Source organism: bacterium, from assembly GCA_016786595.1.
Lineage (GTDB): Bacteria > Bdellovibrionota_C > UBA2361 > SZUA-149 > JAEUWB01 > JAEUWB01.
On record JAEUWB010000022.1, the window covers coordinates 1 to 21,807 of the forward strand.

A 21,807-nucleotide genomic window follows, 5' to 3' on the forward strand; every position below is an offset into this window, starting at 1 on the left:
AGTAGCTTTGCCGCTGGCGATGGCCTTTGCAATTTCCTCCGGCGTAGCCCCACAGGCTGGGATTTACTGCGCAATTTTCGCTGGCTTTATTATCTCAGCGCTGGGCGGTTCTAAAACGCAAATTGGTGGTCCGACTGGAGCTTTTGTCGTTGTTGTATCAGCAATTGTAGCTAAGCATGGCCTGGATGACAACTACGATGTTGATGTTTTTGTTGACGATGGGGCAAACGATTTTAATGAAGCCTGAAGTGATTGCGAACTGGCAATATTTAATTCTAACGCTAGCATGCGCGGCGCTGAGTGACCCGCTTGATGTTTGTTGCGCGTCAGGAGAGTGCAAAACGAAATAACATCACTCAGGCAGAGTCAATCTTGGACTCTGCCTGAAAACTTTAGTTTATCGTTAAATTTACAACTGTCGAATTGATTGTATTTTCTGACACTGGGCAGCGTGCTTCTACTTCATGCAGAAATTCTGCTTTCTGTTCAACGCTCAGATCCGCATCAACATCCACTGTCAGCGCGATCTTCTGGAATCCTGCCCGCTCGCTAGTATTTTTGCCCATTAATACATCAGTATTAATATCCCCTTGAGTAGTGATTTTCATTCCCCTAAGGTTAATATTTTTCTGTTTGGCAACAATCCGTGCAATGCTTGAAATGCATCCTGCCAAAGATGCTAAATAATACTCAAGCGGTGTTGGTCCCAGGTCTTGTCCACCGGTTGTAGTCGGTTGGTCGATGATGAAATTATGATTTCCGGCATGGCAATCAATTTTCATAGTTTGAGATAACTCAGTTGTGACGGTTACGGTTTTATGTGGCATTTGCTTTTCCTCCGATTAAAAAATTAGCGCAAGAAATATGTAACTAGATAGATCGTCAACGCACAACCCCAGACTAGCAAGCAGGGTGAGCATGTCAGCTTAGATTTGCATGCACAAGTATTACCCTGACAGGGCTTTGAATTTGTGTTTTGGAGCTGGTTATTATCTTTGGGTTCCATAGTTTTACCTCTTTACATATATTACTACATAAGAATATAACCATATAGTAATACTAAAGCAAGTAAACTGAAAATCATGAGAAAAAACCCAATTCGTCATTTAAAAGTGGATGATTTAGAAAAAGTAGCGCTTCGTTTTCGCTGTCTTGGGGAAGTCAGTAGGCTGCGCATAGTTCAATCCTTAATGGGAGGTGAAAAAAATGTCACTGAGATAGTTACCTTCACCGGACTAAGTCAGCCAAATGTTTCTCGGCATCTAACGCAGTTAGTTACTTCTCAGCTAATTGCCAAACGCAAATCTAGACAAAATGTCATCTATTCGATTCGCGATCGATCGTTAGCTGCAATTTGCTCAATTGTCTGCCAGAGTGTTAAAAGTTAGCATACATACCAAATGAAAAAGGCAGAACTATGAGCTACGTTGATAATTATATACTACCAATAGCTAAGAAAAATCTTGCTGCGTATAAACGCATGTCCAAAAAAGCCGGAAAAATCTGGAAAGAGCATGGTGCGCTAGCCTATAAGGAGTGCGTCGCGGAGGATATTAAGATCAAAGGACTGGGTCGATTTGATAAGACCCTCAAATGTAAAGCCAATGAAACTGTTGTCTTTGCCTATGTGCTCTATAAATCCCGCAAGCACAGAGACCTAGTCAATGCCAAAGTAATGAGCGATCCGAGACTACATAAAATATGTAATCCACAAAACGTCCCTTTCGACGTTAAACGCATGGTTTATGGGGGCTTCAAGGCCTTTGTTGATCTTTAAAATTCAAGGAACACCCAGTCTTCCTTTTTTCACGAGTTACCGTAAAGGCTGACACCAGAATTTTCACCAGCATTTCCCGTGATTTGCCTAAAACATGCTAGGCATTTAAAACTTTCCTGCATGAAAGTAGCATTCTTTAGCACTCATCAATTTGAGAGAAAATATTATCAAAGCACTGAGTCTGTGCAGTTTGTTTTTTTCGAAATGCAACTTAATCAGCAAACTGCATCGCTTGCGGCTAATTGTTCGGCTGTTTGTGCTTTTGTGAGTGATGCGATTGACGCTGCAACTGTAAAGAAGCTTGCGGAGGTCGGGGTTGGGCTGATTGCGTTAAGAAGTGCTGGGTATAATCATGTCGATTTGAAAGCTTGCGCTCAGCATGGTGTGCGAGTTGTGCGTGTGCCTGCTTATTCTCCGCATGCGGTTGCTGAGCATGCTTTAGCTTTGTTGTTGTGTCTGAATCGAAAAATTCATCGGGCTTATAACAGAGTAAGGGAGTTAAATTTTTCTTTGGATGGATTAATTGGATATGACCTTAACAAGAAAACGGTTGGGGTGATTGGAACGGGCAGTATTGGTTCTGTCTTTGGGAAGATCATGCAGGGGCTTGGTTGTGAGGTTGTTGCCTATGACAAAGTGCAGAATTCCGATTTTCAATTTCTTTCACTTGAGGAGCTATTTAGGGTATCAGATATTATTTCTTTGCATGTGCCGCTTAATCAAGAAACGCGTCATTTAATTAACGCGGAGTCGATTAGTTTGATGAAGCCTGGGGTAACGATTATCAATACTGGTAGAGGCGGTTTAATTGACACGCGAGCTTTGATTGCTGGGCTCAAGTCGAATCATATTGGTGGAGCGTGTTTGGATGTATACGAGGAGGAGGAAGGGATTTTCTTTTCTGATTTATCTCAGGCGGGGATTTCTGATGACACGTTAGCGAGGCTATTGACGTTTCCTCAAGTGATTATTACGGCGCATCAGGCATTTTTAACGCATGAGGCTCTGGAGAATATTTCGACGACGACGATTGAGAATATTCTTGCCTTTCAAAATAACAATGACGGCGCACTTACCAACGAAGTCCGAGCCTAGGAAATTTACTTAGCCCGCTAAGAACCAGGATTCTTGCCCTTCATTTCCGAACCTAGCTGGCGCTCGTTAAATATCCCACGCTGGGGTGGAGTATCTGATGCCTCTAAAACCCTTGATTTTATTGGGTTTTATGAAATCGTGCATCCTTTTTGCATCCAATTTTGGGGTAATTCTGAAAGCTCCTGAAATTTAAAGGTAACTGTTCATGCCAAATCTTAATAAAGCGTTCTTTAGCTTATTAGCAAGAGATTTCACTTTCGGATCTGAGCTTACTTCTCCAGCAACTATTAGTGGCTTTAAATTCCCATCTCGATATTCAATGACAATTCGTTGAACATCTCCCCCTTCAACAATGAGAAGAAGAGCCTCAAGCACTTCCAGTCGATACTGCTCGAAACCTTCAATCAAGACCTCAGATACTCTCATCAACGGTTCAATCTGACCTGACGTTTTCTTTAACGTTAAGATGAGCCTATCAAGCATATCCTTACGTGGCAGGTATCCATCTACAACCCACCAACCGAACTCTTTAAGTTCCTGCACATCGCTTGAAGTAGACAAACGCCAATCCCAGAACTCTAAAAGACGATCAATGGGGGGAATATCACCTTGTGGCTCATCTGTATCTCGCTTTTGTAAAAACGTTGTGCCAACAAACGACACAATTCCAGCACGAGCAGACGAATCTTGCGTGTCAAAATACAATTGTAATTTCTGATCCGCTTGAGTTGTCCATCTAAAAAGGTATGCGACGGCTATTCTATCACCGATGTCGTGGACGACGTTATGACGATCTTTCCACGGAGGTGTAAACCTAGACAGTTTAGTTAAGAAATTATCTAAGCTCGGTTCCAGTTCAATATATACAGGTTTCCAAAACCGACCTCTAACGTACCCATCCCATGCCGCAAGTGCACATACGGAATCATTGGAACTGAGAATCTCAATAATAATGGACTTTCCAGCTGAACGATCGAGATCATAGATCCAGGGTAAAAATTCCCCCGCAATGTACGACACCCAGAAATCTGATTTGCCTCTTTGAATAATTTGCTTCGTTATTTGAGCTACATATTCTGATAGTTTTGTCGATTTATTTCGCTTCAACCACAATAGAAATGAAATACAAGCTCTATATCCCCAGCCTTGGGTTGTGTTTAAGGCGACATGCGAAGGTTCTGTATTATGTTCTTTGTAAAAATTTAAGTTTTCCTCTGATGGATCGGGAAATTGGCTGACGACTGAAAGAGCCGCCATCAGCTTAGGTAGTATTTCATCACTATATGGTAATAAGTTAAAACTAAAAATCGATTCAAAGAGTTCAGCTATTGCCTGAAGAACCCCCGCCCATCCAACCGAAAGCACTTCGCGCTTAGAAAGTTCGGGGAGTGTATTGATATTTGCAGCCTCACAGATTTTTGAGGACAACAAAATCATTGGAATTATATCAAATTTTTCCTTATTTCTGATTGCTTGCCTGACACCAGAAATGAAATGACAAAGGTAAGTAGGGTCAATTTTGGTGTCGAAGAACTTATCCGCGTGTTCGATGAATTTTATCGGATCTTGACTGACGACTTCGCCCAATGTTCTCGCTAGCCCAGCCATGGAATCGCCAAACCACTCCTTCTCTGGCTTCCAGGTCTTAAAATATTCCACTGCATCCTCGACCGAAGTGACTTTTAGTTGGTCTTGTGAAACTGGCGAGGTTGGTCCGCGCCAAGTAGTGGATACTTCGTCGTCATCAGAAATATCAGATGTGTCCTTTGGCTGAAATCTAATCAATCGATTTTTTTGATCGTCCGTGAGATGACGCCAAATTTTTCTGATATATTTGGATTTCCAGTAATCGGCTACTTCTTGGTTGTCCTTGTAATCTGGATTACCATTTTCCACTTTGGCTAAAAATTCCGACCTTTCAGCTTCGATCAATTCCGAAAAGATTTCTGGCAGTCTTTTCGAAATTTCTTTGCCGATCTTGATAGAATATAATGCATCACCCAATAGGAGTTTTTGCACTTCACCTTGCAACGATGTGCGATTGTCCATGACTACACACGCCCTGAGGCAGTCTCGTTCTTCATCTTCAGAAATAGAAGCTAGGAATGCATTAAGCTCTTGAATCAAGGGTTTTGTTCCTTCAGCTCTAGGACAGGAACAGTACTTTTTTATGCACAGCTCTAAGGTAGGCTGAATTAATTTCTCATGGGTATAAAGCTGAAAAGCTCTAATTCTTATTTCTTTGGAAGTTTCGTCATACTTTGTTTCACGTGCCTTAATAACCGCATCAAGCTTTCGTGTAAGTGCGTTAATAATGAAGCTCAAGTCGATCGTTGGTTGAACATTCTGAAGTTCATCCAAAACTTTACGAAGGTAGTACTCGTCCAAATATGGTCGACAACGTCCATCAGGATCGTCTAAGTCTTGATCAAAATCTAAGAGTCCTTCTAAAAGAATGCCTGCATTCTTATATTGCCCTGAACGGACTAACAATTGCCAAAGCTCGACAGCTTCCATTGAAATCGTATGAGCAATGTCAAACTGTAGCCACTTGTCTTTGACAAGCTTCTTAAGCATTGAAGCGACATCTAGCTTCTTTGCAATGGATTTTAGACACTCTAGTGTGTCGCGAAGCACCCAAGGATCTGAATTATTGGTAAAGGAGAATTCTGATATCACCTTAAAAACTTTATCTGGCACATCGTTCGCCACACGAATTAAATATCGTGAAGCTGCCCAGGCACATGAAGTGATTCGATCTTTTTCCCTAATTAATTGGGGAAGAGGCGCAAACCATCCAGCTTCAGCTAATGGTTCAATCCAGGTCGCATCTATTCTGTCCATAAAATAGTTGAATGATGCAGTCCACTGAAGAAGTACATCTAGTTTCCTTAATGCTTCTACAGACGGTTTTTCTTGCTTAATAAACGCTTCAACCTTTGCAATTACAGATGACTGTTCCTCTATAATACCTGCTACTAGATCCTCTACTTGTTGAACTTTGTCATCCCATTCCTTTAGGACATCTCCAATAAGCCCTTTGCAGTGACATACATTTGTAAAGTAGCGCTGAATATCGGTGTATTTCTTTACAAAGGCATCTCTTCGCGCTTGATTGTTCCCCAATGGATCAATTTTATTTAAGACAGACTCAATTTTTTCTTTATTACTGGCTTCTTTGACTTCACTGTAGAGAAGCCAACATGCATACTTATATACAAAAGACTTACTTAATCCTTGAATCTTCTCTAAAATTTCAAGCGAAATAATTCCCTTCCATTCAAGAGACTTTTCCTCACTATTAACAACAAATTTCGCGGCTAGTTCGTCTGGAACCTTTATCTCTGGAAATGATTCTTCAACGACAATTTTTTTCTCAACGTAAATATCCGTGCGTTTCCCCGGATAGAAAGCTTCTAGTAGCTCCCGAACTGCATGAGCTACTCCTATATACCAAAGCTCTTGCCTATTGGTTTTCGATTCGTAGCTGCACCACAGGTCAAAAAGCCCAACCAGATTATATCCCGACCTTTTCTCAAAATCTGAAAGCAATTCCCGCAGCTTTCGCCCTCGTGGGCTTAAGGCTTCCTCCGTCGGTATCTTGGGCAATTCATCGGTCATTGATATGCCCCCAACGACCGATTTAACTCAGCACGATAACTCCGCCACCTCGGCATCACGCGATCTAGGTGGGCGATAAAACGATCATTGTGCTTACGCTCAAGCAGATGAACCAATTCATGAACGATCACATACTCAAGGCATCTGTCGTCTTTCTTGGATAATTCAAGATTGAAAAGAACTCGTTTGGTCTTAGGATTGCAAGAACCCCACTTGGTTTTCATCTGACGAATAGACCAAGACTTTACTTGCACACCTAGCTGCTCTTCCCATTTACTTAAAATTGGCTCGATCCGATTCTTTAAGTCCCGCCGAACCCATTCGGTAAATACAAGCTGCTTATGGGATTTAGAGGTTCCTTTTTTCAGTAAAAGATTGATTCGGGATTTTCCTTGGATTGATACCTTTGAAGGTAATTTGTGATGCACGACATTTAAGCGGTAACGAATGCCCCGAAAAAGTACACTTTCGCCCGACACAAACTTAGGTGGGTTTTGCCGTTCTTGATTCTCAAAGCTACGAATCTGTTTCTTTATCCAAGGTAGCCCTATAACCGTGCCAGCCTCTTTTGTAACTTCCAATAATCCCTCAGTTTTTAATAAGATCACTATTTCGGTCTCGCTGCAAATTTGCAAATTTAGGCCCTAGTCTAACATTTTCAACCTTGCACTACTACACTAGAGAGGCGCTGTGAAAGGTGACACTGTGAAATGCAGCACCGTAAGAGGCATACTGCGAAACATTTCGCCTCAGGTTTTGGAAGATCCCGGTCTTCCTTTTTCTAAAGCAAAGAATCTTGCAGCTATTTTACTAGCCTAAATCACCGGTATGACTTAATCCTCCTAGCCGCTACCGACTCAAACACCCTCAAGACTAGAAGAATTTTTTAACCAACAAATCAACAGCCATGCCAATCGAAACAATTACAATCACAGGTCGCACCCACTTCGCTCCAAACCGCAAAACCAATCCTGCACCCAAATAACCACCAATCAGTTGCCCCGCACCAAGCGCTAACCCGGGCAACAATAAAACATGGCCATCCAGAGCTAAAACAATTAGCGCAGAGACACCAGAAGCGAAATCGACGATCTTCGTTCGAGCGGTAGCTTCACGAATATTTAAACCAAGCAGCAAAACAAACGCTGCCATATAAAAGCTAGCTGAACCAACACCAAAGAAACCGTCATAGCCAGCAATGGCCGGCACAACGAACAATGCAAAATATCGATTACTAATGCGCGGATGCGAACTTTGATTTGTAATGCGGCTACTATACGAAAAATAGATCGCAGAAAAAATTAACAAAAACGGAATTATCGCTTGCAAAGCCGCGCTACTGAGATGCGTCAAGAAATACGCCCCACTACTTCCTGCAAGCATTGCAGCAATCACTAGCGGTGCAATTTCCCTCCATTCATTCAACCCCGCACGTTCAAAACGCACAATTGCCGCAACCGCGCCAAATGCATATTGGAATTTACTCGTTGCTATTGCCTGTAGTGGCGTTAGGCCGTAAAAAATTAAGGTTGGCAGTGAAATCAAACCGCTACCACCAGCTGAAGCCTCAATCAGCCCGGCAAAAATTCCAATGCAAAACAAAATTAACATGAATTTCTTTATTCCATTCTTGCGCAACAATTACTATGATAGTTCCGGCATCACTATGCAAAACAAGCTTTATTATAGTTTGAAAATCTTCTTTAGCGCGCTTTTTGCGGTAGGGGGAGCATACTTATCTTGGCAGTCTTGGGAGCTCTGGCAGAAAGTTTCTCAAAGCTCCGCTAGCCCGGGAGCGATTATCCTAATCGCCTTGCCCTTTTTCTTTGGATTTTTTTCACTCCTGGGATGGATTGCACTATTTACGATATTCACTAGTAAGGAGTAATAACGAAGGCAGTCATGAATTCTAACTCGCTCCAGATAGGAAAATTGAGTAGATCATCAATAGCATCGAGTAAAACTTTGGAGACTTGCTTATGAAAATTGCAATCATTGGCGCGGGAAACGTCGGTAAAACTTTAGGAACTGCCTGGGAGAAGAAAGGCCAGAGCGTTCTTTATGGGGTACGAAACCCTAAACCTGGAACTACCGAGTTAGAAGTAACTGCGGCAGTCACTGCATCAGACGTAATCATTCTCGCAGTGCCCTGGAGCGCAATGCCTAGTGTTTTAGAAAATAAGGCGCTCTTTCGCGGCAAAGTCGTTGTGGATTGTACAAATCCCATTAACTCTGATTTCACTGGACTAACTCTAGGAAACACCGATTCAGGTGGCGAAACTGTTGCACGCATGATTCCTGAGGCAAAGGTCGTGAAGGCATTTAATTCTTGTGGATTTAACGTTATGGCAAATCCTGAATTCCCCACCGGCAAAGCCACGATGTTTGTCGCTGGCGATGACAAAGCTGCAAAGGAAACTACATTAGAACTGGCCCAATCAATCGGGTTTGAGGCTATTGATGCAGGCCCCTTGGTTCAATCACGTTACCTTGAGGCTACCGCCTGGCTCTGGATTTCAATGGCAATGAAATATGGACTAGGGCGCGAAATCGCCTTCAGCCTATTACGTAGATAAGAGTCATCAAGTTTGGTACTTCCTGAAAATATCAAGAAACCTCACACAGGGTTCAAGCCCCATCACTCGTAGTAGTCTACTCTGGGGTGGAGTATCTGAGCCTCTCAGAACTCGCATTTTTATTGGGTTTCGTGAAATCGTGCAGCCTTTTTGCGCCCAATTTGGAGGTAATTTTGAAATTTCTTGAAATATCAACATAATGATAGTATTTAAGGTATATTAATGGTATATTATAAGTATGAATTTGAATTCGACCTCAAGAAGAGTGCGTCTAATAGGAGGAAACACGGGATCGACTTTGAGGAGGCTCAGGGGCTCTGGATCGATCCGCACCTATTGGAGATTGAGGCGAGATCGGCAGATGAGCCACGCTTTCTAATGATTGGAAAGATTGGCTCAAAACATTGGAGTGCGGTCGTTACCTTTCGAAATGACAAGATACGAATTATTTCGGTTAGACGATCTAGAAAAGAAGAGGTGGAATTATATGAAGAAAGTTAAAGCAAAAGATTTTGATGATACTTTTGACCGAGGCGAGGATGTCACTAAGTATTTGGATAAATCAAAAGCTCGGCGAGTAAATGCCGAGCTTAAGAGAGTTAATATTGACTTTCCTGTCTGGGTTATTGATAGCCTCGATAAAGAAGCTCGGCGTCTTGGCATAACCAGACAGTCACTAGTTAAGATGTGGATTGCTGAGAAATTTAAAACTGACAATCAAGCTTCTGAGTGAGGTACGAACTGACATTTCAGGAAATTTCGAATGCCTCCCTGAAGTGTCAATTTCGCTCTGGGGTGAGTGATAACGTGTTTTATCGCTTCGCTCAAAACTCTGGGCTCGCAGCTTTCCTCGTGCTCGCTTCGCTCGCACAGGGTTCAAGCCCCATCACACTAGATATTTTATTCTGGGGTGGAGTATTTGAAGAGGGTTAACTTACTGAAATCGGTACATTTTCGGTGCTCCATGCATCCTTTTTGCATCCAACTTTTTCGAAAGTTTTGAAATGTCCTGAAAGCTTCTGAAATGAACTCTAGGTTTACTAATATAGCTCTTTAATTTCGGACCACACATAACTTTCAGAATCTCCAAAAACACTTTCCTTAGGATTTGGATTCTTCTTCGAAAGTTCATACATATCGATTATCAGCTTTTCACGAGCATCCTTCGTATTGTAGTTAGCTAAACTTTTGTCGATTACATCTGTACTGAAATACTCTTGGAGCGATGGAATTGAAATTCGATATCCTATTTCGCGACGAGAAGAATTGCTTATAGATTGTGAAAATCCAACGATAAATTTAATGGCATTTTGTGGATTTTGAATAACCTCGTCCAACCAATTCCTTTGAATCTGCTTATCACCGAATTCCGACCAAAACTTCAGGGTCAATGAAATTCTTGTACTAACCCTCAACGTTTTACCTTGTGCAGCATCATTTATGCGAGAAGCAAGAGTCTTTGATAGTTCAATAATATTATCATCGCTCTGGAAGAGTACCCCCAAATCTCCCCAACCATCCTTTTTTAAGCTCTTGATAATGTGGTCCACATAGGTAGGAATCACAAAGTCAGTTGCTTTTTCGAATACCCTCTTTAATCTCTGAGTTCGTTCGTTCTCATCCTTCATTCTACTCATCATATAGAGGATGATTCTCGTGCATGTCATGCGAGGGTCATCACCGAACAATCCCAACCCGCTTGGTGGCAACAAATCGCCAATATTAATTAGGCTAACAGCAATTGATTCAAAGTGCTCAACTGGCACTTCATTCTTATAATTTTCTAATGCATCAAGAAGAAATTTAAGTCGATTTCGTTTTACAAATTTATTGACGTTCTTCTCCGTCTTTGTAATGTCCTTCAAATCGTCGATAAAAGAATGAATCTCGGAATCCGTCAGTTGATCTGAAGAGAAGACAAGCGTGAAATATCTATCGAAATAGTCCTCATGACATGCCCGAGTTTGTTGATACCAACTTTCCATCGTACCCTGGTACGAACCATATCCACCGAGTATTCCAGCCACCTCAGGAAAAATGCCTTTCACTAAGACTGAGATAGCATCGAGGTTTGCTTTTGAAACCTTCGATAGTAACTCTTCAACTACCTTCTTTCTCTCTCCCTTCTCATCATCAAAGCGAATGCGAGTTGTCGTTTTGATGATGTCATCCTTGTAGTACGGTAGGCTGCTATATAATTGAGGCTCGTGAACACGAATGGCTTCTAAAGCAATAAGATCAACAGGGTCGAGTTCAAAGACTTTCTTACCTTCGAACATTCCAAAATAAAAACTTAGTGTAGAAAGATATCTGTTTACATCCCGTAAGGTCGAAAAAAGAGGACGAATTCCGTCATGAAAAATTAATCCCCACCTGTCCTTATTAAATTTCTTTTCAGCTCCAGCTGACTTCAAAATTTTGTCTAGACCCTCGAATAGAACTTTCTCGAACAATTCTCTTGGTGCTTCAGGAATCTGAAAGGAAACTTGTACAATCTTTTTTAGATAATCCTTGCCACGTCCTTCTTCTAGCTCGCTCGGAAGGAACGACTTCAATGCGTCTTCAACATAGCCCTGATCGTATAAAAGTAAATATACAAGGTTGGGGAAGTCCGCATTACATTTGATCAATCTGCAAAGAAGCCCTAGTTCATCGGAAGTTAATCGATCTATCTCATCAATACTAATAATGACGGGCTTTTTTAGTTGTCCCATCAGAGAAGTCAGCTCTTCCTTTAATTCGAGTATGCTCTTCTTGCTAGCACTGACACGCGCCTCTAACAACTTTATATAGTACTCAAAGAATTGATCCGCCGTGGAAAATAGCCAGATAAAGAGGGAGATACTCAAACATGCAATAGCAAACCATGGCGAAACCCACTCGTAGTTGAGCGAGAAAAGGGCAAGAACAGAGAGTGCGAAAGCCAACCCTTTACGTATTGCCTTGAGTGGGATCAGCTTGAGAAAAAATTCACCTAGCTTTAATCGTGCCTGATAAACACGGAGTGTATTGATAAGTCTAACAGTACTTTTTGAACTATCTGTCTTCCCAATTGCACGACCTAGTTCTTCAAAAAAGGCTTCATCTAAAATATGATCGCCCGATACTGTCCACGGAATAAATTCATGAAAAACGGGTCGCTCATTTTCATCGAGCTTGGAAAGTTCTTCCCGAATTAAGTTCTTAACCGAACTTTTTCCACTGCCCCATTTCCCCGAAAGACTGATAACTAGTGAATCTCGTCCATCCCAATTTGCTAGGCATTGCGCAATACTAGAAGCAAAACCCGTCCGATTTAGCCGATCATGTTTCGAATCTTGGATCGGTCTATCTGCATTTAGGTCCACAGCCTGTGATGGTCGCTTCTGTCCCATTTTACCACCCAAGCTCCCCTAGAAAGTCTGGAATGACTGTCTGTGCCTTTCCGAGAAATATCCGTCCCTCGCTCTCCTTCCTCAGTTCTTCTATTCGTTTGGGGTCAAGTTTAAAGGCAGTTCCATAATACTTGTCCTCACCATCCCATGGTTTATTCCTATCAAACCCATTGATTCGTAGACGATCAAGATTCGTGTCGTCGTAACCAAAGCCAAGAAAAATGACTTTTTTAGCCTTAGCAATTACAGCTTGTGCAACTTGCATTTCCTTCCCGTAGTCGTGCTCCAATTCCGAAATTACTCGGATACCTTCTGAACTCTGTAGGATCTGCTCGGCAGTGGCATTGGAGCTATATTCTCGTTTGAAACCATTCTGCTTATCAGTATCAAGATAACCAAGCCTACCGTGGACGTGCAGTACTTGCGTTGTATCAATCAAACTCTCAGCACGTTTTGGAAAATTGCTAAAGATTAGGTCCGTAAGAAACTTATCGATTGAGCGATCATAGTTGAAAGTGACAAAGACAGGACCATACTGGTTCTGCTCAATTGCTTCGATGATTTTTGTACGAAGTAACAGGTACCAGTTGTCACTTCGCCTCTGAAGTAAATTTGGCTCCTCATATTTGATTAGCTCTTGTGCAATTGCAGCACGTGCAATTTTAACAAATTCTTCACGACGAGATAGAAATTCATCTATTGTGGGTGCTACTGTCTTTCTGAATTGCTCATGAAAGGTCTTGATCTCATCTCCACTGAACCCCATGCCCTCAAGCATTTTGAATGAATCGCTGCTAGGATCTCTGGTGTTGTTAAGAATGTTATCACTTAGTTGATTGCCTAAAGGATAGCCCAGGTGATAACTGGCTCCTGCACCGAGGACAAAGACGGTATTGTAACCTCTCCAACCAATATCAAAATGATAGTTTTTGCCCGATTCCCACATATCCTATTCAATTCAAAATGCTTTCGAAGAATCGCATAAAATATTAATAAACCTCATACGCCCCCAACGACCGATTCAACTCAGCACGATAACTTCGCCACTTGGGCATCACACGATCTAGGTGGGCGATAAAACGATCATTGTGCTTACGCTCAAGGAGATGAACCAATTCATGAACGATCACATACTCAAGGCATCTGTCGTCTTTCTTGGCTAATTCAAGATTGAAAAGAACTCGTTTGGTCTTAGGATTGCAAGAACCCCACTTGGTTTTCATCTGGCGAATAGACCAAGCTTTTACTTGCACACCTAGTTGCTCTTCCCATTTACTTAATAGTGGCTCGATCCGATTCCTTAAGTCCTGTCGAACCCATTCGGTGAATAACAACTGCTTGTGCGATTTGGAGGCACCCTTTTTCAGGAACAAATTGATTCTGGATTTCCCCTGAATTGCTACCGTTGAAGGTAATTTGTGATGCACAACGTTCAAGCGGTAGCGAACGCCCCGAAAAAGTACACTTTCGCCCGAAACAAACTTAGGTGGGTTTTGGCGTTCTTGATTCTCAAAGCTACGGATCTGCTTCTTAATCCAAGGTAGCTTTCTAATGATAAGTAAACGTACTGCAGTGTCGCGTGTAGTGCTTGGCACGGCAACTCTTAGTCGCCCTTCAGGTGGGTGCACACTTAGATGTATATTCTTGATGGCTTTTCTAATCACCTCAACTGAATATCCACCAATTTTTAAGTGCCTAGTTCCTCTAATACTCATACTGCTTTTTAACTACTTTAAAGATTTTCTCTGCATTTTCCTCGTCGGTAACGTGACGATTGATAGCTGCCTTTACTTCTCTTTCCTTTATTAAGTTATCTCGCCAATCCGCTTTTCTTGTTGCCATTACCTCTTCATGAACTGCCAAAGCTAAACCAGCATCGTTATCTAAGTTATCGTAGAGTGCTCGCTTTGCGGGTGAGTCCAAAGAGGATGGATAGGTTCCTGCTGATTCGGGATTCTTTGCTCTCTTGGCAAGTTCACAAATCTTACGGAGATACTCCTCATAGCTTAACACTTCTGCACGTCTTGCCTTGATGACTTCATCAAGTAGAACAGACATCCTCTCGTAATACTTTGGATTGGTCGGCTTCTCATCGACAATTAGTTTTCGGACGTTATTCTCAATAGTTTCCGCTACTGCTTGTTTATCCTTTCGAATACCCTTTGGAAGATTATCAATGGCACCGACACCACTTTTAACGATCATTTCTACGAGTGTTAAATCATCAAATGCCGAAATCACTTCTCCATCTCCTGCACCCACGTACGCATCAATTAAATGCCTCATAGCTGGCTCATACGCTTTAAGATCGATGTAATCACCACTGGCAAGTTTGACCTCAGCACGTACAGTCTCGTAGTGCTTAACGTCGGCTATGATTTCCTCAGTTTGTTTTGCTGAGTATCCGACCTCAGTCATTTCATTAGCGATCTCTGCGTAAGCACGAATCAAGGAAGAAGTTAGCTTGTATAGGGTAACTCTCTTCTGCTCGTTCTCTTCGACTTGATTTTCATCCCCTAGATTGTCGCCACAGAAATAATCGAGGTAGTTTTTAGTTTCATACGGTGGAACAACAGGTTCACAGAGGATCTTAATGGACTCCAAGGCATTATCGAGTCGTTCCCGTGCCTTCTCCAATCTGTCATTAAGTAAACCCTTTACGTCATCTGGATCGTAATCATCGAAAGCTTCTGATGTGTAATCATTGATCGATCTTTCCAGGCTCTTAAAGAGATCCTTATAATCGATCACATATCCATATTCTTTGTCTTCACCGTCTAATCGATTGACCCGACAGATAGCCTGAAAAAGACCGTGATCCTGCATTTTCTTATCAATATAGAGATACGTTGCAGGTGGTGCATCAAATCCAGTTAGAAGCTTATCTACCACGATAAGAAGCTTCATCTGTGCGGGTTCATCGGTAAACTTCTTCTTTACTTCGTCTTCAAATACGTCTGGATCTTTTCCGCCCAGCATCTTGTTGTAAATTTCATATTGGCGAAGTCGTTCGGTTAATTCTTCTTCGCCTGTACTCTCTCCCTTGATGTCGTTCTTGGTGGGCTTGTAAGAGGTAACGATAGCGCACTTGGTAAAGCCATTATTAATAAACAGTTCGTAGTATTTACACGCTTGATAGATGCTACCCGAAACCAACATGGCGTTGCCTCGACCATTTTGAAGTCGATCTTTTGTCGCCATGTCGAACATGATCTCGCCAACGATCTTACTGAGCCTGTCTTGAGAACTTAGGACTTTGTTTAAAGTTCCCCAGCGTTTTTTAAGTTCGGTTTTTGCAAAATCAGTTAGTCCTTTGGTCTTTGCCTCGAACCATTGATCGATCTTTGCAGGTGAAGTTATATGCTGATCGATTTTCCGTGCTTCATACCTAAGATCAAGCACGACCTTATCGGCAACGGCTTCATCAAATTTGTAGGTATCAATATATGGTCCAAATACTTCGATGCTCTTTTGCTTATCCTTTCGTAGTAGTGGCGTTCCAGTAAAACCGATCAACATTGCATGAGGTAGAAGCGTGGTCATCGCCTTATGAAGCTTGCCCGACTGCGTCCGATGACACTCATCTACAAGAACATAGATGTCACCCTTTGCTTTGAAGTCTTTGGGTAGACTATTGATCAGTTCTTCAAGGTAAGAGTCGTAATCAGGCTCTTCATTTCTTCCGAACTTATGGATTAACGAGCAAAGCAAAAATGGTGTTGGTGCATTCAATTTCTCTACGAGATCCCGCCCACTTTTGGTTCTGTAGATAGTTTCACTTACACCTGTGAATACCTTTTCAATCTGCTTATCTAGTTCATCACGATCTGTGATCACCAACACACGTGAATCAGGAACATTCTCCCTAATCCACTTGGCAAGCCATATCATCGTAAGGCTCTTACCACTCCCTTGACTGTGCCAGATGATTCCGCCTTCACGACGGCGAACACTTTCCTGTGCTGCTCGAACGCCAAAATATTGGTGATGTCGTGGAAGCTTTTTAATGCCCCGATCAAAGACAATGAAGTCGTGGATAATTTCAAGAATACGCATCTTGTCACATAGAAGTGCGAGATGCCGATCTAATGAAGTATCCGATTCACCACGCTCTTTCCAGGTCAGGAAATACTTCTCTGGGGTTTCGATAGTTCCATATCTCAATCCTTCAGTATCGTTGCCAGCCATTACAAGCTGAATCGTTGCAAAGAATGGCTTTATAAAGATTGATTTTTGATTATCAAGATTTTGGCGAATGCCCTCAGATACAGATATTGTGCTTCGCTTTAATTCTAAAATCGCGATTGCGATCCCGTTTACATAAAGAACAACATCAGGGCGTTTTGTGCTCTCTCCTTTGACTGTAACTTCCTCTGCGATTGCAAAGTCATTTGCTTCTGGATTGTCCCAGTCAATGAGATGTACCGTCTTTTTAATATCACCAGCATCTTCCTTGAGAGGAATGCCGTAACGTAAAAGCCCATAAACGTCTTTATTGAGGTCATAAAGTGTCTTGCTTTGATTGCCAGCTACCTTCTGTAATTCTGCAATCGCTCGGTTTACAATTACTGGGGTGTGCTTCTGATTCTTAGATATGAATGATCTCAATAATTCAGGTTCTATTGGGCTGTTTCTTTCACCATCATGCCAATCACCAAGGTAGGTATAATCCAGCGTGTTTTGAAAGAGTTTAACGACTCTTTGCTGTGTCCTTTTTTCTCTTTGTCCTACCTTGCTCATATCAAACCTTCACCAATTTGAAGCTAATCTGATAACGGTAAAAGGATATGGATGAGACAGCCATTAAAGCCCGTCTGATTCGTTGATCATCTTCTAACGCTATAATTACTCCAGATACTTGTTGCCCATCTTCTGCCAACTCTTCTTGTACATAGCCCATGTAACGAAGGGTCTGTCCAACAACGACATCACTTGCACGACCTTTCTTTAATTCCACTACAAGAAGCTTTTTCTTGTCTTTGCTGATAGCAAGAATATCAACTGGTCCTGTGTCAGTGGGATACTGTTGACCAACGCACTCACCATCTTCTTCATAGATGTCGTAAGTCTTTCCTAATTCTGTTTGTGACCAGTTTTGCACCAAGAAATCTTCAAGATGCTTCTCCATTGCAAATGCAGATGGATCTTCTACCGTTTCATCGGTTGAGATAAGCGAAGTGGCAGATACTCCACCAAGTAGCCTTTCAATTTCTTCACCATAGGTTGAGATATTACAAACTGTTCCTATTGAACCTGCAGAGTTCTTGAGAGGAGTGCTTAAATCGCTTCTGTCTATGGTCTGATTAAACCATCGGACTGCACGACGATGAGGCAGAATCTCGCCTGGATGATATTCATAATTCCCAGTCACTTCACCAACTCTGTATCTGCCACTTCCATCTGGGCATAATACGAGGTCGCCGATCTTAATTCCCTTTGCTACCGTCCAAAGCATTCCACAGGCTAGTCCAGCACCGATCTTGGTTTTATCGGGATGGGCTTCCAAAAAGATTGGAATGAATTCCTGGTTAAACTCACGCCACTCATCTGGAAGTTTATTTGAAAGATTTTGAGTGATCCCAAAATCAGCACCAATGAAACTACCCGCGAGACATGCCTCCGCATGTGCACTCTTTTTACCCAACATTACGCGGTAGTAGTTCTTCATTGTTGCCTCATATTAATCTGATTTTTCCAGTTAGAAGGTTTTGCATCATGCCTTGTTTCAAGGACTTATATTTTGCAACCTGCTGTACAAGAGCGTTGATTTCTTGCGTCATAGATTGAATTGCCGAAGCAATTGCAACTTGTTCCTGATACTCAGGATAAGGAACAACTAGTTCTTTTACGTCACGACTATTAATTGCAGGGTAGTTCGAACCAGATAGCAATAAATTTATCTGGCGATTCAATGAATCAGCAAAGAAATGTTGGAAAATATAGGGGGCATGAGTGCCCGTCTCGTCGCACCTAAGAACGGAAAAACCTGTCGAACAAATAGTATTTTGAACCTCACCATCGACATAGTAATGCGACATAAGATTCGGGCGTACGGTAGCAATGAGGATGTCATTCCTGCGTACAATACGACGAGCACGAGAAGGTGCAGTTTTAAATTCATGGTCTTGTAATGAGAGAAGAATTCCCCGATCGATTGCCTCCAGTGAAATATATTTGAATTTATAGGAGCTGGGTGTTTTGCTTTGTAAATTTTCAGGATCAACTTGAACGAGATCCCCAATAGACCGCTCGTCCCATTTTCCACTAAACCCAGGCAATCGCCTCTTCCCAGTAAGCAACTCCTGCATCGCACCTTGTTTGATGTTGCGTTTCTTTTCGATCAGCTTTTCAAGGGAAGATATCAGGGCGTCCGTGTCGGAGAGAGCAGTAGCGATAGATTGTTGCTCTGATACATTCTGTGGTACGGGTAGCTTAAAATTGGCTACTGCCTGTTGCGACAACGTAGGTATTGCACCACCAACTATAAATGATGCAATTTGTTTTTGGATAATTCCAAAACCCATCATGTATCCTAAAAAGTCACCGCTTATCTTGAATTTCTTTAGGACAACAACCTGTGGATTTACGGTGGCTCTTTGAGGAAGATTTCGAACGATTGCAGTTTTACCGAAGGTCGACCCCGTCTTAACCAGGAGTATATCGCCGTTGTTAACTTTTATTTCAGGCGATTCCTCGTATTTAAACCACGAAAGATATGTGCAACCAGCAAAATCCATCTGTCCGTCTTTTATATTCGAGGGGCTAATTGTAATCGCACCTTCACCCTCTCTGACGATGTCGCTAACTGTATAGCCTCTAAAGCCGATTCGACCGTTTATTTCGCAGACATCCCCAATACACCTTATCACCCAGTCATGAGGAATTAGACCGATTTCAGTTTCTTGATGGCTACCCGAAGGAAACTTTTCTGCTACTCCCATGCAAACCCCATATTTTGCAAGTGAGTACCAACTTTCTGCGACAGTAGTGTAACTTCCGAGGTAATTTCCGACAGCGTCGTATCGTACCTTTGAGCAAGCTCACTAGTCCGTGTTGTAAGTCTCTGTGAGGTTCGATCTAGTTCTGACTGAATGGCTTGTTGTAGTTGAGCTATCCACTTCTCGTCGACAACTAGGTGCTTAATTTCATCTACCGTGAGCCTTGGGTATTTTGACAGAACCTTGTCATTTAATTTTGTTGTTGCTTCTTTAATCTGTTTAGTAAGTTCACCTTCTTTGTTAAGTAACGCCAAACACGACTCCAAAGCGTCACGCTCATCCTTGAACTCAGGTCTCTTCTTAATCTCGCCAATCCGTTTAGAAACATTCGCTTTACTGATCTTCCCATTGTCGCCAACGGCTTCAGCTAGTATTCCTTCATCACCACCATGTTCTTCCTGCATTTCTTCAAACTGTCCCGTGATCTCATCACGAGCCATTTCAAGATTGTCGATAGCCGTCTTTTCTACAGAAAAGTACTTCGCGATAACCAATTCTTTAGGAATCAATTCGCAGGTGTAATCAACTGTCTGACCTTTCTTATTTGTCACTGCAGTTAACTCAGCCTTCCAACCATCTTCTGCGACGATATACAGATCGTCTTTCATGACGTTCAGCCAATACGTCATCAAGTGTTGGTAGACATCGTATTGATCGATGAGTGGAATACCACTGAATGCAGTAAGAATTGCTTCTGAAATTTGATGAATGACTTCTTTTGGCTTACATCCAGCTTTAAGCTGCTTTAGAAGGGCGCTTTGCTCTATAGCCCATTTTGCAAAGGTGGATTTAATCTTCGTCCCAAATTCAACGAATTCTGGATGTGTATAAATCGTGGCTTTTATCTCGTCTTTTTCAACTTTTAAATCACAATAGCCGTCACGATTTCCTTTGGTAAAAAGTGAACTTCGTAAAGTTGGACAAACATTCCAGTAGTTACTTAAAGCATCTATATCACGAAGTGGAATTCCACCTTTTAAGTGAGCTTCGATGTCTTGGATGTCCTCTTCGTCTTGACTGTCGATGTAGCGTGGAATGTTGAGATTAAACTCATTCTTCTCCTCAATCTCTTTTATTGAAACAAGTCTGGAATACTTGGGAACTTCTATCTGCTTGTTGAAGACATCAACAATTTTGTGAATGTCCTGATCACGAAGACGATTTTTATTTCCATCTTTAACAAAGCCCTTACCAGCATCGATCATGAAGATGCCTTTTCGACTTTCAGCATTCTCTTTGTCGATAACAATGATACAAGCTGGAATACCAGTTCCATAAAACAGGTTTGCTGGCAATGCGATGATGCCTTTGATGTATCCGCGTCTAATTAAATTGGTTCGGATCTTTGCTTCGGCACCACCTCTAAAGAGCACACCATGAGGTAGAATGATTGCTGCTTTGCCTCTGCTCTTTAATGATCGAAGAATATGGAGCAAGAAAGCATAATCGCCATTCTTTGCAGGGGGAACGCCATAGCCATCAAATCTTCCGTAAACATCAGCCTTCTCATTTGCAGTTTCAACACCATCACTCCAGGACTTACTTGAGAACGGTGGATTGGCTACGGCAAAATCAAAAGTCTTTAACCCATGCCCATCTTTCCAAAATGGGGCTGCTAACGTGTTACCTTGCTGGATATCTGCTGTTGGATTGTTATGCAGAATCATATTCATGCGAGCCAAACCGCGAGTTGCTACATCATTTTCCTGCCCGTAGATTGTTAATCCTCGCGATGATTCATCTGCAGCTTTCAACAAAAGAGATCCGCTTCCGCATGTCGGATCGTAGATAGTTTGGTTTTGAGTTGTAGCATCCTGAATGCCGATCACCTTTGCTAAAATTCGCGAAACTTCTGCAGGTGTATAGAACTGTCCTTTGCTCTTTCCAGATTCTGTCGCGAAGTGTCGCATCAGATATTCATAGGCATCACCTAGAATATCGTCGCCATCTGCTCGGTTATTTGCAAAGTCTAAAGTCTTGAAGATAGCAACAAGCTCCGAAAGCTTATCAACCATCTCTTTTCCTTTTCCTAGCTTGTCGGAGTCGGCAAAATCAGCAACATCGATCACGCCCTTGAGATCGTTTGCTTCTGCTAGTTTAGAAATGATTTGATTGATTCCATCCCCGATATCTTTCTTGCCATTAAGAGCAAGCATATCCTGGAAACTTCCGCCTTTAGGAACTTGGATAGGGGCAGATTTGTTTCCAGCGTATTTGTCAGATACATATTTAACGAACAACAACACTAAAACATAGTCTTTGTACTGTGAGGCATCCATTCCCCCGCGAAGCTTGTCGCAACTTTTCCAGAGGGAGCTGTAGAGTTCACTTTTCTTAATCGCCATGACTAAATCCTTCCGCTAAAA

17 protein-coding genes and 1 pseudogene are annotated in these 21,807 nt (G+C 42.1%); 7 read left to right on the plus strand and 11 right to left on the minus strand.

From position 1 onward, the window contains the following. Positions 1–184, plus strand: a pseudogene (locus JNK13_03830) (sodium-independent anion transporter). A 208-nt stretch (positions 185–392) separates the two neighbouring features. Here the strand turns inward: JNK13_03830 and JNK13_03835 are convergent. Further along, positions 393–827, minus strand: coding sequence for an OsmC family protein (locus tag JNK13_03835; GenBank protein ID MBL7661865.1), 435 nt, complete (start codon positions 825–827; stop codon positions 393–395). Positions 828–1,082: 255 nt separating this feature from the next. Here JNK13_03835 and JNK13_03840 point away from each other — a divergent pair, with 255 nt between their 5' ends. From JNK13_03840 to JNK13_03850, 3 genes are all read left to right on the plus strand, one after another. Further along, complete coding sequence (locus JNK13_03840; GenBank protein MBL7661866.1) at positions 1,083–1,388, plus strand: winged helix-turn-helix transcriptional regulator; 306 nt, start codon at positions 1,083–1,085, stop codon at positions 1,386–1,388. A gap of 29 nt (positions 1,389–1,417) precedes the next feature. After that, entirely contained in the window at positions 1,418–1,777 is a 360-nt protein-coding gene (locus JNK13_03845) for a DUF1428 family protein (GenBank protein ID MBL7661867.1), read from the plus strand. A 120-nt stretch (positions 1,778–1,897) separates the two neighbouring features. After that, on the plus strand, positions 1,898–2,872 hold the full coding sequence (locus JNK13_03850) for a 2-hydroxyacid dehydrogenase (GenBank protein ID MBL7661868.1): 975 nt from the start codon (positions 1,898–1,900) through the stop codon (positions 2,870–2,872). A 189-nt stretch (positions 2,873–3,061) separates the two neighbouring features. Here JNK13_03850 and JNK13_03855 read toward each other — a convergent pair whose 3' ends face one another. The 3 genes from JNK13_03855 to JNK13_03865 all read right to left on the minus strand — a co-directional run bounded on the left by JNK13_03855 (position 3,062) and on the right by JNK13_03865 (position 8,104). After that, the gene (locus JNK13_03855) at positions 3,062–6,493 is read right to left on the minus strand and encodes a hypothetical protein (GenBank protein ID MBL7661869.1); all 3,432 of its coding nucleotides are present in this window, start codon (positions 6,491–6,493) and stop codon (positions 3,062–3,064) included. Then, positions 6,490–7,074, minus strand: a complete 585-nt coding sequence (locus tag JNK13_03860) for a M48 family metallopeptidase (GenBank protein MBL7661870.1) — start codon at positions 7,072–7,074, stop codon at positions 6,490–6,492. Before JNK13_03860 ends, JNK13_03855 begins: the two co-directional genes overlap by 4 nt. Before the next feature lie 292 nt (positions 7,075–7,366). After that, a complete protein-coding gene (locus JNK13_03865; GenBank protein ID MBL7661871.1) occupies positions 7,367–8,104 on the minus strand; it encodes a TSUP family transporter in 738 nt (245 codons plus the stop codon). A 368-nt stretch (positions 8,105–8,472) separates the two neighbouring features. Here JNK13_03865 and JNK13_03870 point away from each other — a divergent pair, with 368 nt between their 5' ends. From JNK13_03870 to JNK13_03880, 3 genes are all read left to right on the plus strand, one after another. Continuing rightward, positions 8,473–9,069, plus strand: coding sequence for an NADPH-dependent F420 reductase (locus tag JNK13_03870; protein MBL7661872.1), 597 nt, complete (start codon positions 8,473–8,475; stop codon positions 9,067–9,069). A gap of 222 nt (positions 9,070–9,291) precedes the next feature. Beyond that, positions 9,292–9,570, plus strand: coding sequence for a BrnT family toxin (locus JNK13_03875; protein MBL7661873.1), 279 nt, complete (start codon positions 9,292–9,294; stop codon positions 9,568–9,570). Continuing rightward, entirely contained in the window at positions 9,557–9,802 is a 246-nt protein-coding gene (locus JNK13_03880; GenBank protein MBL7661874.1) for a CopG family transcriptional regulator, read from the plus strand. Before JNK13_03875 ends, JNK13_03880 begins: the two co-directional genes overlap by 14 nt. A 307-nt stretch (positions 9,803–10,109) precedes the next feature. On the opposite strand, the gene JNK13_03885 is transcribed toward JNK13_03880, so the two are convergent. Genes JNK13_03885 through JNK13_03915 form a run of 7 tightly spaced genes read right to left on the minus strand, consistent with a single transcriptional unit; the run spans position 10,110 to position 21,786 of the window. After that, positions 10,110–12,455: a hypothetical protein gene (locus JNK13_03885; protein ID MBL7661875.1), complete on the minus strand. Its 2,346-nt coding sequence runs from the start codon at positions 12,453–12,455 to the stop codon at positions 10,110–10,112. Beyond that, positions 12,445–13,389 (minus strand): hypothetical protein, encoded by a 945-nt coding sequence (locus tag JNK13_03890; GenBank protein MBL7661876.1) that lies wholly within the window; start codon positions 13,387–13,389, stop codon positions 12,445–12,447. The genes JNK13_03885 and JNK13_03890 overlap by 11 nt, the downstream gene beginning before the upstream one ends. Before the next feature lie 43 nt (positions 13,390–13,432). Then, positions 13,433–14,158, minus strand: coding sequence for a M48 family metallopeptidase (locus JNK13_03895; GenBank protein ID MBL7661877.1), 726 nt, complete (start codon positions 14,156–14,158; stop codon positions 13,433–13,435). Further along, positions 14,148–17,183: an HsdR family type I site-specific deoxyribonuclease gene (locus tag JNK13_03900; protein ID MBL7661878.1), complete on the minus strand. Its 3,036-nt coding sequence runs from the start codon at positions 17,181–17,183 to the stop codon at positions 14,148–14,150. The genes JNK13_03895 and JNK13_03900 overlap by 11 nt, the downstream gene beginning before the upstream one ends. Before the next feature lies 1 nt (position 17,184). After that, positions 17,185–18,111, minus strand: coding sequence for a DUF91 domain-containing protein (locus JNK13_03905; GenBank protein MBL7661879.1), 927 nt, complete (start codon positions 18,109–18,111; stop codon positions 17,185–17,187). 7 nt (positions 18,112–18,118) lie between these two features. Further along, positions 18,119–19,384: a restriction endonuclease subunit S gene (locus tag JNK13_03910; protein ID MBL7661880.1), complete on the minus strand. Its 1,266-nt coding sequence runs from the start codon at positions 19,382–19,384 to the stop codon at positions 18,119–18,121. Further along, positions 19,375–21,786, minus strand: coding sequence for a type I restriction-modification system subunit M (locus JNK13_03915; protein MBL7661881.1), 2,412 nt, complete (start codon positions 21,784–21,786; stop codon positions 19,375–19,377). The genes JNK13_03910 and JNK13_03915 overlap by 10 nt, the downstream gene beginning before the upstream one ends. Positions 21,787–21,807: the final 21 nt, after the last annotated feature.